Genomic DNA, 12,060 nt, shown 5'->3' with positions numbered 1-12,060 from the left:
TGACAAATTCATGCCTTCAGTGATCTTCCCCGGCCCCGAAGGCCGCCTCGAAGGCCGTTTCCAGCCCTCTTCGCGCCCGCGCGCTCCTGTGGCGATGATCCTCCATCCGCACCCGCAGGCGGGCGGCACGATGAACGATCGCATCACGATGGCCATGTACAAAACCTTCGTGGCGCGCGGATTTGCCGTGCTGCGCTTCAACTTCCGCGGCGTCGGCCGCAGCCAGGGCAGCTTTGACAACGGCATCGGCGAACTGTCCGATGCGGCAGCGGCGCTCGACTGGGTGCAGTCGATTCATCCCGAGGCAAGCTCGACGTGGATCGCCGGCTATTCGTTCGGCGCGCTGATCGGCATGCAGCTGCTGATGCGCCGCCCGGAAATCCGCGGCTTCATCTCGGTCTCGCCGCCGGCCAACATGTACGATTTCAGCTTCCTCGCCCCCTGCCCGGCATCGGGCATTATCGTGCAGGGCGCGGCTGACACCGTGGTGACGCCGAACGCGGTGCAGAAGCTGGTCGACAAGCTGCGCACGCAGAAGCACATCACCATCCACCACGACGAAATCCCACGCGCCAACCATTTCTACGAAAACGAAATGGACGACATGATGCTGGCCGTGGACAAGTATCTCGACTTCCGCCTCTCGCCGGAATGCCCGATCAGGTGATGGATTGGGGGGCGAATTCGCCCCTCACTTCGTCATGCTGAACTTGTTTCAGGATCTATCAGGCCTCGCGCCCGGAGCAGGCGAGCATGACGCAACGGTGACGTTGCGCTGCGTAACAGCGCTTCAGGGCGTTGGGAGAAATGGATCCTGAAACGAGTTCAGGATGACGCAAAACTAAGGGCGATCGGTGAGAGCGCCCCTACTTCGCCTGGTCCACCGGCGCGGTCCCGCTTGCATCCGGCAGCGTCCAGATGCCGATGTTGATCCCCAGCACCATGGCGAGGAACAGCATCAGCAGCGCCTGTTTCGTGAATCCCCCGCGCCGCAGGAGGTAAATCGCGCCGAGCACGAGGGCAATGATCGTCAGCATCATGAGTGAAAGCGCGGTGTTCAGCATGGTGGCTGCATAGCGCCGCAAGTCGCTCGCAGAAAGACCCCTTGGCGCGGGCGAATTGCATTTGACAGGCGGCGAACCGCTTTCCAATCTTGGTTGCATGAGCAACCATCCCTTGACCCGCCGCCAGGCGCTGGGCGGCCTGTCCGCCGCCGCCGGCACACTCGCCCTCCCCCCGATCGCCTATGCCGCCACGGCCAGCCAGCAGGACCGCGCGGTCAAGCTGCTCGAGACCATCGCTTGGGACCTGCTCAAGCTATCTCCCGAGGGCGCGACTTCGCTGGGAATCGATACCGGCGCCAACGCCGCCTTGCGCTCGCGGCTAGAGGATCGCTCCGCCGCCGGACAGGCGCGCAAGGCCGCGCTGCTGCGCCGGTCGCTGGCGCAGGTTTCGGCGGTCAATCCGGCCAAGGTCGAGGATGTCACCCGCACCAGCCTTGCCGTGGTCAAGAGCGCATTTGGCACTGCGCTCGACGGGTTCAAGCTGCCTTACGGCGATGTCGCGATTGGCGGCTGGCGCAACACACCCTATGTCGTGATTCAGAACGTCGGCGCCTATCTCGATACGCCGCGTTTCCTCGATGGCGACCACCCGGTGCGCAGCGCCAGCGATGCCGAAGCCTACTTGTCGCGCCTGTCACAGCTGCCCGCGCAGCTTGATGGAGAGCTCGAACGGTTGCGAAGTGCCGGCGCCAAAAAATTGATTGCACCTGATTTTCTGCTCGACAAGGCGATCCGTCAGATGGAGCAATCCATCACCGATGCCGGCAGCGGCCAGAGCGGCCTTGCCCAGTCGCTGGTCAACCGCACCCAGACGATCCCCGGCGACTGGGGCAAGCGTGCACAGGCTATCGTCTCGGGCAATGTCGTCCCCGCCCTCCAGCGCCAGCTTGCCGAACTGAAGAAGCAGCGCGGCAAGGCGACCTCCGAAGCCGGCATGTGGTCGCGCCCGCGCGGTGATGAATGGTACGCCTGGGGCCTGCGCGCCAGCACCACCACCCGGCTCAGCCCCAAGGAAATCCATGAGATCGGCAAGACCCAACTGGCCGAACTGCAAGCGCGGATGGAGCCGATCCTGCATAAGCTGGGCTATACCAAGGGCACGGTCGGCCAGCGGATGAGGGCTTTGGGCGAGGATCCGCGCTACCAGTTCACCGAAAACGACGCCGGCCGGCGCGAGATCATCAAGTTGATGGAAGACAAGATCGCGTTCATGCGCTCCCAGATGCCGCGCGCCTTCCGTCGGGTAGTGCCGGCCAAGCTGGAAATCCGCCGCCTGCCACTGGCCGAGGAAGCTGGCGCGCCCAACGCCTATGGCGGCGCGGGTTCCATCGACGGTTCGATCCCCGGCAAGGTCTGGGTCAACCTTTCCAGCACCAGCCGCCACAACCGCTTTTCCGTGGCCGATCTGGTGTTCCACGAAGGCATCCCCGGCCACGTCTGGCAGGGCGAATATTCGAACCGCCTGCCGCTGATCCGCTCGCTGCTGGCCTTCAACGCCTATTCCGAAGGCTGGGCGCTCTATGCGCAGCAATTGGCGGATGAGCTTGGCGCTTATGACGACGATCCGGTAGGCCGGCTGGGTTACTTGCAGGGCATCTCGTTCCGCTGCTGCCGGCTGGTCGTCGACACTGGCATCCACGCGATGGGCTGGAGCCGCGACAAGGCGCTGCAGTGGTTCCACGAGGCCAACGGATCGGGCCTTGCCGAACTGGCGCCCGAGATTGACCGCTATTGCTCTTGGCCCGGCCAGGCCTGCGGCTACAAGATGGGTCACACCGAGATCAACCGCCAGCGCGACCGGGCGAAAGCGGCGCTGGGCGGGAAGTATGACCTGCGCGATTTCGATCAGGCGGTAGTCGATGGCGGCAACGTTCCGCTCGACGTGCTGGCGCTGAATATCGATCGCTACATCGGCTCTGCACGGGGGATGTAAACTCATTGCAACACTGACTGTTCAGACGCGTTAGGCGCTGTAGCATCGCGCATCGACTTTCGCGCACAAAGGACGAGTCGTCCGATGGCCGAACGCCGCTTTTGAAGGGACGCAGGACATGTCAATTTTCAGCAGGATCAAGGACAGCATTTTCGGAAAGAAGGAAGAGGCCCCGGCCCCCGCCGCCAGCCCCTCGCCCGTCGACATGGCCAATGAAGCGATCGCGGTTGCCGCTGCGGCAGCACCTGCACCCCTGAGCGAAGTCGATGTCGAAGCCGCGCTTGATGCCATGCCCGGCGCGGACAAGCTGAACTGGCGCAGTTCGATTGTCGACCTGATGAAGCTGGTCAGCATCGATGCCAGCTATGACAACCGCAAGGAGCTCGCGCACGAACTCGGCGATGCCGACTATTCGGGTTCGGCCGAGGAAAACATCACGCTGCACAAGCAGGTGATGAAGGCTCTTTCGGACAATGGCGGCAAGGTGCCGGCGTCGATGCTCGACTGATCCGGCAAGATTCCGGCAAGCTACCGGTATGAAAATGGCCGCGGTTCCCATCGGAGCCGCGGCCTTTTCTTTGGTAAAAGCCTGATCAGGTCAGGACTTGCCGCCGAACAGGCTGCCGGCAATGCCGCCCAGATCGTTGAGCGGATTGCCGTCGCCATCCTTGTCGAGCATGCCGGTGATGCCCGAAAGTGCCGAGTTGCCCTTGATCATCTCCGCGAACTGGCCAAGCGAGCCTTCGCCGCCGATCTGCTGGACGATGGTCGAGAGAATGCCGCTGTCCATGCCGGTTTCGGCGGCGGCGGTTGCAACGGTGTCGCCGGGCGCGGTGTGTGCCTTGCCCAGTGCAGCGATGGCCTTTTCGGCCATGGCCGGATCAATGCCCAGCTTCGATGCCATGTTGGCGACATCGACGTTGCTACCGATCTGTCCGAGAATGCTGTCGAAAAGGCTCATGTCATGCGACTCCTGAAGTAAGGGATTTTCGCCGCTGATCATGCGCCCGCCGCGCCGCGTCTCATAGTAAAATCGGGGAAACATCTGGCTCCACCCAGCCGCGCCGCGCTTCGACGGAAAACAGGCGCTCCGCCGAATAGAACCGTAGCGGCCAGTCGCGTGCGGCAATCGGCGAGGCCAGCAGCGCGTTGACGCGTTCCGGCAGGCCGTCTTCCGGGCAGGCCCGCGCAAACAGCCTGATGCCGATCACGTAAAGCTGGGTGATGGTTTCGTGATAACCGGCGCTGTCGGTATTCTGGCCGCCCACGCTCTCGTTATAACCGGCAATGGCGGCGGGCAGTTCAGCCGCGCAGTCAAAGTCCGGGCGTTCGTCGATCAGCCACAGGCAGGCGGCAAGATGCGCTTCATGAGTCCACTCTTCCTTGGGAAGGCAGCGCCCCAACATGCCTTCGCAGAGGCGTCGCACATGCGCTGCCTCTGCGAAAAAGCGGATCGGATAGTCAGTCATGCGGAAATCTCCGGATCGTTTGACCGACCCGGAGGCTTTCCGGGTCAGGCGGCAACCAGCGCGGCTGCCTTTACCTTGTCGTCAACGTAGGCTTCGAATTGCGCGAAGTTCGCGGCGAACAGGCGGACCAGTTCAGCCGCCGTCTTGTCGTATTCCGCAGCATCCGCCCAAGCTGCGCGCGGATCGAGCAGCTTGCTGTCAACGCCCGGAACCGCCACCGGCACTTCAAAGCCGAAGTTCGGGTCCTTCTTGAACTCGACGTTGTTCAGGCTGCCATCGAGCGCCGCGTTGAGCAGGGCGCGGGTGGCCTTGATCGGCATGCGCTTGATGCCCGGCATCGTCGCCTTGCCGCCAGACCAGCCGGTGTTGACCAGCCAGCACTGCGCGCCGCCACGGGCGATGCGTTCCTTGAGCAGGTTGCCGTAAACCGACGGGTGGCGCGGCATGAAGGCAGCGCCGAAGCAGGTCGAGAAGGTTGCTTCAGGTTCAGTCACGCCGATTTCCGTGCCGGCAACCTTGGCGGTGTAACCCGACAGGAAGTGGTACATCGCCTGTTCGGGCGTCAGACGCGCGATCGGAGGCAGGACGCCAAAGGCATCGGCGGTGAGGAAGATGATGTTCGACGGCGGCGGGCCGAGGTTTTCATCGCTGGTATTGGGGATGAATTCGATCGGATAGGCGCCGCGGGTGTTCTCGGTCTTGCTGGCATCGGTGAAGTCCAGCTCGCGCGTCTCTTCATCCATCGCCACGTTTTCGAGGATCGTGCCGAACATCTTGGTCGTGGCATAGATCTCCGGCTCGCCTTCCGCCGAAAGGTTGATCATCTTGGCGTAGCAACCGCCTTCGAAGTTGAACACCGCCTGGTCCGACCAGCCATGCTCGTCATCGCCGATCAGCGTGCGGCTGGCATCGGCTGACAGCGTGGTCTTGCCGGTGCCCGACAGGCCGAAGAAGATCGCGCTGGTGCCATCGGCGCCGATATTGGCGCTGCAGTGCATCGGCATCACGCCCTGCGCGGGGAGCAGGTAGTTGAGCAGGCCGAACACGCCCTTCTTCATCTCGCCCGAATATTCGGTGTTGCCGATCAGGATCAGCTTTTCGGTGAAGTTGACGGCGATGACGGTGTCGCTGTTGCTGCCGTGGCGGGCCGGATCGGCCTTGAAGCTGGGCAGGTTGAGGATCGTGTATTCGGGCGCGAAGTTCGCCAGTTCATCCGCCTTGGGGCGCACCAGCAGGGTGCGCACGAACAGGCTGTGCCAGGCCATCTGAGTGATGACGCGAACGGCAACACGGTATTCGGGCTGGCTGCCGCCGAACAGGTCGGCAACGTAAAGCTCGTCCTTGTCGGCCAGAGCGGCGATGAAGTCAGCCTTCAGGTTGGCCCAGTGATCGGGCGTCATCGGCTGGTTGATCTTGCCCCAGTTGATCGTCACTTCGGTGGTGGCATCGCGGACAACGAACTTGTCCTTCACACTGCGCCCGGTGAACTTGCCGGTATCGACCAGCAGCGCGCCATCCTTGGTCAGGCGACCTTCCTCGCGCACGAGGGCATGTTCAACCAGAGCGGCAGTACCGAGGTTGGCGTGGATCGTGGCCTTGGTGGCGAAGCCCTGTTTGTCGAGCGTATAGGCAAGGGACATGGTGTTCGTCTTCTCCCAGAGCGCCGGGCTCGTCACGGTCGGGGCCGTACGTCGCGCGCGCATAAAGTGTGCCGGATTCGGGCGGCGCATAGTGCAGCAAGGGCCCGCCGTCAAACCGCCGACCGGCCAAAAATGGCGGAATTCCAACTGGTCTGACCGCTTGGTGGTCACAATTGTCAGTCGGCCCGCAAGCGGCTAACCCGGTGTGATGAACGAGCCCACCGCCCCTGAACCGCAGAGCTCCGCCAAGGTCATCGCCCTTGTCGATGATGACCGGAACATTCTGACAACGGTGTCAATCGCGCTGCAGGCCGAGGGCTTTACCACGCGGCTGTACACTGATGGCGAAACCGCGCTGAAAGCCCTGCTCGAAAATCCGCCCGATCTGGCGATCTTCGACATCAAGATGCCGCGCATGGACGGGCTCGAATTGCTGCAACGCCTGCGCGATAGATCGGCGCTGCCGGTGATCTTCCTGACCAGCAAGGACGGCGAGCCGGATGAAGCGCTGGGGCTGGCGCTGGGCGCGGACGATTACATCGCCAAGCCGTTCAGCCAGAAACTACTGACCGCGCGGATCAAGGCGATCCTGCGCCGCAGCGACGTGTCACGCGCGCTCCCCGGCGAAGCGAGCGACGAAAAGATGCCCGAACCCGTGCGGCGCGGACGGCTGGAAATGGACCCGGCGCGCCACCGCGTCACCTGGGACGGCAAGGCGGTATCGCTGACCGTCACCGAATTCCTTATCCTCGAAGCGCTCGCCACCCGCCCCGGCGTGGTCAAGAGCCGCAACCAGCTGATGGACGCGGCCTATAGCGACGACATCTTCGTCGATGACCGCACGATCGACAGCCACATCAAGCGGCTGCGGCGCAAGTTCCGCGAAGTGGATTCGCAGTTCTCGGGCATCGAGACGCTCTACGGCGCGGGCTACAGTTTTGGCGAAGGTTGAAGTGGCCGCCAGACACGCAGATGCGGCGGACGCTCCGCCTGATCCGATGTTCTGGACGGCGCGGATGTCGCTCACCACGCGCATTCTCGGGGTCAATATCGTTGCGCTGACCTTGCTGGCGGGCAGCCTGTTCTACCTAGATTCCTATCGCAACCAGTTGCTGGACGAACGCTCAAAGCTTGCCCGTTCCGAAGCGCTGATCATCGCCGATGCCTTGGCCGAAACGCCCCGGGCGGAGCGCCCGCCCCTGCTCTCGCGCATCGGCACCGAACAGCAGCTCCGCCTGCGGCTCTATGATGCGCGCGGGCACCAGATTGTCGATTCCTTCCTGCTGGCCGATCCCAGCTTCACTTTCGTCGATCCCGCCAAGGACCCCTGGACGCAACATGCTGCCCGCGCAATCGACCGCGGCATGGACTTCGTGGTCGGCGGCGCAACCGACGCGCCGCGCTATGTCGAAGCGGCGATTCCCACCGCCGATGCCTGGCCCGAAGTCGCCGAAGCGCAGAAGCTGGGCGAAGCGGTAGTGAAAACGCGCCGCGCGCCCGATGAAACACCGGTGTTCACCGCCGCCGCCCCGGTGGGTGAGCGCGGCGAGACCTTGCTGACCACCCGCAACGCCACGGACATCACGCAGAAGGTGCGCGAGGCGCGCCAGACGCTGGCGATCATCATCGGCATCGCGCTGACCTTCTCGATCCTGCTGTCGCTGTTCCTCGCCCGCACCATAGTCCTGCCGCTGAAGTCGCTGGTGCGCGCTGCCGTGCGCGTGCGGCTGGGCCGTGACCGCGAGGTCGTGGTGCCCCGCCTGCCCGAGCGCGGCGACGAGATCGGTCTGCTGGCCCGCGCCTTCTCCGACATGACCGCTGCCCTGCGCGAACGCATCGACGCGACCGAGAGCTTCGCTGCCGACGTCGCGCACGAACTGAAGAACCCGCTCGCTTCGCTGCGCAGTGCCATCGAAACGCTCGGCAAGGTCGAGGACCCCGCGCTCCGCAAGCAGTTGACCGAAATCGCCGCGCATGACGTGCGCCGGATCGACCGGCTGGTGACCGAGATTTCCGACGCCAGCCGGATCGATGCCGAGCTCTCCCGCACGGAATTCGAACCCGTCGACATGATCGCGCTGGTCCGCGCCATCGCGGGCGAGCGGGCAGAGCGCGGGGCGGACGGCGGCTGCACGGTTGCCCTCAAGCTTGGCAAAGGCCGCGCGCTGGTGACGGGCGATGCCGCGCGGCTGGAACGGGTGCTGCTCAACTTGCTCGATAATGCCGTGTCGTTCTCGCCGCCGGGCAGCACGATCACCGTGCAATTGCACCGCGCCGAAGGCCGCGTAACCGTCGCCGTGATGGACGAAGGCCCTGGCATCCCGCCAGACGCGCGCGGCAAGGTTTTCGAGCGGTTCCATTCGGTACGCCCCGATACCGAAGATTTCGGCAGCCATTCCGGCCTCGGCCTCGCCATCGCGCGCACTATTGCCCAGGCGCACGAAGGCAGCCTCGCCGCCATCGACCGGCCCGATGGCAAGCCTGGTGCCTGCCTGCTGCTCGACTTGCCTGAGGCGGCGAAGTGAGCGGCCTGCACCAGTTCACCGCGGTCAGCGTCAAGGGACGCGGCCTGCTGATCGAAGGCGCACCGGGATCCGGCAAATCGAGCCTCGCGCTGGCACTGATTGACCGTGGGGCGATGCTGGTCGGTGATGACGGTGTGTCGCTGGCCGCACTCAACGGACGGCTGCTCGCGGGCCCGGCCCCGGCGACGGAGGGCCTGCTGGAGGTCCGCAACGTCGGGCTGGTGCCCATGCCCTACGTCGACAGCGCGGCAATCGCGCTGGTGATCGCGCTCGATCCCGAGGCGCCGCGCTTCATCGAGGCCGCGGAGGAGCGCGACGTGCTGGGCCTGCGCCTGCCTCTCGTTCGCCTGTGGCCCGGCAACGCGGTCCTCGCCCTGCGCGCCGAACTGGCGCTGGAGCGATACGGCATCGGATGATCATTGTCCGGCAGTAGACATTCCGCCGGCAGCAGCGCACAAGCAATTGGCATGACTTCGCGCCTTTCCCCCAGTGATTCCGACGCAAAACGCCAGCGTGTCCTGCTTGTCACGGGCCTGCTGGGCGCGGGCAAGACGACTGCGCTGCGGGTGCTGGAAGACTTGGGCTGGGAAACCATCGACAATTTCCCGATCCGCATGCTCGCCCAGTTGATTGGCAAGCCGGGGGATGTCGCGGAAGGGCTGAAGCCGCCACTCGCAATCGGTTTCGATTCGCGCACGCGCGGGTTCGATCCGCATGCGATCATTGAACGCGTCAAGCGCCTGACCGAACGGCAGGACCTTGAGGTGACCACGCTGTTCCTCGATTGCTCGGGGCAGGAGCTGGAACGGCGTTACAACGAGACCCGCCGTCGCCACCCGCTTGCCGCCGATATGCCCGCGGCCAGCGGCATCGCTGCTGAGCGCGAACTGATGGAGCCGCTGCGGCGCTGGGCCGACATGGTCGTGGTCACCACCGATATGTCGGCGAACGATCTGCAGCAGCAGATCCGCGAGCGCTTCGCCCCGCTGTCCGAACACGGAATCACCATCACCGTGTCGAGCTTCGGCTTTTCGCGCGGCATGCCGCCGGTGGCCGACCTGGTTTTCGACATGCGCTTCCTCGACAATCCGCACTGGGTTGAGGAACTGCGCCCGCTCACCGGCAAGGACGCGCCGGTGGCCGAACACATCCGCCGCGATCCGGCCTTCGAGGTGGTTTTCGGCCAGATCCGCGACTTGCTGCTGACCGTTCTCCCCCGCTACGAAACGCAGGGCAAGGCTTATGTCCACGTGGCCTTCGGCTGCACCGGCGGGCGGCACCGCTCGGTATTCACAGCTGAACAGATGGCCGCTGCCCTGCGGGAACAGGGTTATTCGCCGACCATCCTTCACCGCAATCTCGGCTCGCGCGCCGCTGACCTTGTGGAAGGTATTGGTACGCGTGCATGATGTTACTTGATATTCGCCCAGAACAGTCCCATTTGCGCCGATCATTTCGGAGCAAGACCCAGCGATGATCGGTCTGATTCTGGTTACCCACGGCGCGCTCGCGATTGAATTCGTCTATGCGATGGAACACGTTGTCGGCCGGCAAGACGCCGTGGCGACGATCTGCATCGCGCCGCATGACGATATGGAGCGCCGCCGCAAGGATATTGCCGACGCGGTGAAGAAGGTCGATTCGGGCAACGGGGTGATCATCCTCACCGACCTGTTCGGCGGCACGCCATCGAACCTCGCGATTTCGCTGATGCGGGCGGGAGAGGTCGAGGTGATCGCCGGAATTAACCTGCCGATGCTGATCCGGCTGGCCGGTGCGCGCAAGACGATGGACGTCACCGGCGCCGTCGCCGCCGCGCGCGAGGCGGGGCGCAATTACATCACCGTGGCGTCCGAATTTCTTGGTCAGGAGGCCGGTTGATGGCGGAGCTTCGCGAAACCGTTGAAATCGTCAACCAGCGCGGGCTCCATGCCCGCGCCAGCGCCAAGTTCGTCAATTTTGTCGCCAAGCTGCCCGAGAGCATTTCAGTCGTCGTCCACAAGGACGGCAACGAAGCCAAGGGTGGCTCGATCCTGGGCCTAATGATGCTCGGCGCGGCCAAGGGCGATACGATCGAGATCGTTGCCAGCGGTGACGGCGCGGAAACGGTCATGCCCAAACTGGTCGGGCTGGTGCTGGACGGCTTCGGCGAGGACTGACACCTTGCGCCGCCAGATTACCGGATTCTCAAACCCCACGGTCAAGTTCCTCCGCAGCCTGCGCGAGAAGAAGCACCGCAAGGAAGCGGGCAAGTTCCTTGCCGAGGGCCTGCGCCTGCTGACCGATGCGCGCGAAAACGGGTTCATCCCCGAAGTGCTGGTCATGGCCGAGAACCGCGATCCGCATCCGCTGCTCGAGGCGCTGGAGCGCGACGTGATCGCCGGCGGCGGCGAAGTGATCGAGACGAGCGACGACATCCTCACCAAGATCACCGGCAAGGACAATCCGCAGGCCGTGGCGGGCATGTTCTCCGAATTCAACACCCGCCTGTCCACTATCGACCGCGCCTCCGCGAAGATCTGGCTGGTGGCGCAGGCACTGCGCGATCCGGGGAATCTCGGCACCATGCTGCGGACCGGGGATGCCATCGGCGCGGGCGGGCTGATCCTGATCGACGACTGCGCCGACCCCTTCTCGGCCGAGGCCGTTCGCGCGTCGATGGGCGCGGTGTTCACCCAGAAAGTGGCGCAAGCGAAGTGGGACGAGTTCCTGCCGTGGCTGCGGGCGGGAGAAGGCCAGTTGGTCGCCGCGAGCCTGCGCGATGCCGTGCCCTATCGCGGCGCGCCATATGCCGCCCCATGCTTCGTACTCGTCGGCAACGAATCGCGCGGACTGCCCGAGGAATACGAGGCGGCCTGCGACCTGCGCGTGACTATGCCCATGCGCGGGCGCGCCGACAGCCTGAACGCCGCCGTGGCCGCCGCAGTGCTCGGCTATGAAGTGCTCGCCGCGCTCGACTGATCGCCGTTCAGCCTGCGATCAGGCGGCAGGTGGAAAACCGGCGCCATGAATAAGCTCGCCCTCCTCGCCGCCCTGCCCTTTGTCGTCGGCTGCGGCACGCCGCCCCCGACCTCGCTCAGCCGGCTCAGCGGCACGACATGGCAATTCAACGCGATCGATGGCGCCGCGCCGGTCGGCAAGGAAACCAGCCTGCGCTTCGACAAGGGGCGCATCGGGGCAAATGTCGGCTGCAACGGCATGGGCGCAGACGCCAAACTGATTGGCGGCCGTATCGTGGCTGGCCCGGTGATATCGACGCAAATGTACTGCGAAGGCGTGATGGAACAGGAACGCGCGGTCGGCGCGCTGCTTGGTGCGAAGCCGACGATGACGGTGCGCGAAACGTCGATGACCCTGCGCGGCGGCGGGCACAGTGCCCGGCTCAGCCGAAAGGATTAGGCCGGACCCTTCCTTGCTCGTCCTGAGCCT

General features: G+C 64.5%; 15 protein-coding genes. 11 read left to right on the top strand and 4 right to left on the bottom strand.

From position 1 onward, the window contains the following. Positions 1 to 10: 10 nt before the first annotated feature. Complete coding sequence (locus WG900_RS01145) at positions 11 to 667, top strand: alpha/beta hydrolase (protein WP_310535376.1); 657 nt, start codon at positions 11 to 13, stop codon at positions 665 to 667. A 199-nt stretch (positions 668 to 866) separates the two neighbouring features. On the opposite strand, the gene WG900_RS01140 is transcribed toward WG900_RS01145, so the two are convergent. After that, a complete protein-coding gene (locus tag WG900_RS01140) occupies positions 867 to 1,064 on the bottom strand; it encodes a hypothetical protein (RefSeq protein WP_339964079.1) in 198 nt (65 codons plus the stop codon). Positions 1,065 to 1,161: 97 nt separating this feature from the next. Here WG900_RS01140 and WG900_RS01135 point away from each other — a divergent pair, with 97 nt between their 5' ends. Beyond that, positions 1,162 to 2,997, top strand: a complete 1,836-nt coding sequence (locus WG900_RS01135; protein WP_339964077.1) for a DUF885 domain-containing protein — start codon at positions 1,162 to 1,164, stop codon at positions 2,995 to 2,997. 118 nt (positions 2,998 to 3,115) lie between these two features. Then, positions 3,116 to 3,505: a DUF3597 domain-containing protein gene (locus WG900_RS01130; RefSeq protein ID WP_339964075.1), complete on the top strand. Its 390-nt coding sequence runs from the start codon at positions 3,116 to 3,118 to the stop codon at positions 3,503 to 3,505. Positions 3,506 to 3,595: 90 nt separating this feature from the next. Here WG900_RS01130 and WG900_RS01125 read toward each other — a convergent pair whose 3' ends face one another. The 3 genes from WG900_RS01125 to WG900_RS01115 all read right to left on the bottom strand — a co-directional run bounded on the left by WG900_RS01125 (position 3,596) and on the right by WG900_RS01115 (position 6,106). Continuing rightward, positions 3,596 to 3,958, bottom strand: a complete 363-nt coding sequence (locus WG900_RS01125; protein WP_339964074.1) for a hypothetical protein — start codon at positions 3,956 to 3,958, stop codon at positions 3,596 to 3,598. A gap of 61 nt (positions 3,959 to 4,019) precedes the next feature. Continuing rightward, entirely contained in the window at positions 4,020 to 4,466 is a 447-nt protein-coding gene (locus WG900_RS01120; RefSeq protein ID WP_339964073.1) for a hypothetical protein, read from the bottom strand. Between the two features lie 44 nt (positions 4,467 to 4,510). Then, positions 4,511 to 6,106, bottom strand: coding sequence for a phosphoenolpyruvate carboxykinase (locus WG900_RS01115; protein ID WP_339965297.1), 1,596 nt, complete (start codon positions 6,104 to 6,106; stop codon positions 4,511 to 4,513). Between the two features lie 208 nt (positions 6,107 to 6,314). Between WG900_RS01115 and WG900_RS01110 the strand changes: the two genes are divergently transcribed. From WG900_RS01110 to WG900_RS01075, 8 genes are all read left to right on the top strand, one after another. Continuing rightward, complete coding sequence (locus tag WG900_RS01110) at positions 6,315 to 7,058, top strand: response regulator transcription factor (RefSeq protein WP_339964072.1); 744 nt, start codon at positions 6,315 to 6,317, stop codon at positions 7,056 to 7,058. Between the two features lie 46 nt (positions 7,059 to 7,104). After that, positions 7,105 to 8,631 carry a sensor histidine kinase gene (locus tag WG900_RS01105; RefSeq protein WP_339965296.1) on the top strand — a complete coding sequence of 509 codons (1,527 nt, stop codon included), beginning with the start codon at positions 7,105 to 7,107 and terminating at the stop codon, positions 8,629 to 8,631. Next, complete coding sequence (locus WG900_RS01100) at positions 8,628 to 9,047, top strand: HPr kinase/phosphorylase (protein WP_339964071.1); 420 nt, start codon at positions 8,628 to 8,630, stop codon at positions 9,045 to 9,047. Before WG900_RS01105 ends, WG900_RS01100 begins: the two co-directional genes overlap by 4 nt. A 51-nt stretch (positions 9,048 to 9,098) precedes the next feature. Beyond that, on the top strand, positions 9,099 to 10,040 hold the full coding sequence (rapZ, locus tag WG900_RS01095; protein WP_339964070.1) for an RNase adapter RapZ: 942 nt from the start codon (positions 9,099 to 9,101) through the stop codon (positions 10,038 to 10,040). A gap of 64 nt (positions 10,041 to 10,104) precedes the next feature. Then, entirely contained in the window at positions 10,105 to 10,512 is a 408-nt protein-coding gene (locus tag WG900_RS01090; protein WP_339964069.1) for a PTS sugar transporter subunit IIA, read from the top strand. Beyond that, positions 10,512 to 10,790 carry an HPr family phosphocarrier protein gene (locus WG900_RS01085; RefSeq protein ID WP_339964067.1) on the top strand — a complete coding sequence of 93 codons (279 nt, stop codon included), beginning with the start codon at positions 10,512 to 10,514 and terminating at the stop codon, positions 10,788 to 10,790. Before WG900_RS01090 ends, WG900_RS01085 begins: the two co-directional genes overlap by 1 nt. 4 nt (positions 10,791 to 10,794) lie before the next feature. Next, complete coding sequence (locus WG900_RS01080) at positions 10,795 to 11,592, top strand: TrmH family RNA methyltransferase (RefSeq protein WP_339964066.1); 798 nt, start codon at positions 10,795 to 10,797, stop codon at positions 11,590 to 11,592. A 45-nt stretch (positions 11,593 to 11,637) separates the two neighbouring features. Beyond that, positions 11,638 to 12,030 carry an META domain-containing protein gene (locus WG900_RS01075; protein ID WP_339964065.1) on the top strand — a complete coding sequence of 131 codons (393 nt, stop codon included), beginning with the start codon at positions 11,638 to 11,640 and terminating at the stop codon, positions 12,028 to 12,030. The last annotated feature ends 30 nt before the right edge of the window (positions 12,031 to 12,060 follow it).

The sequence above is a fragment of the Novosphingobium aquae genome (assembly GCF_037572715.1).
GTDB lineage: Bacteria > Pseudomonadota > Alphaproteobacteria > Sphingomonadales > Sphingomonadaceae > Novosphingobium > Novosphingobium aquae.
This window is presented reverse-complemented; position numbering and strand designations above follow the sequence as displayed.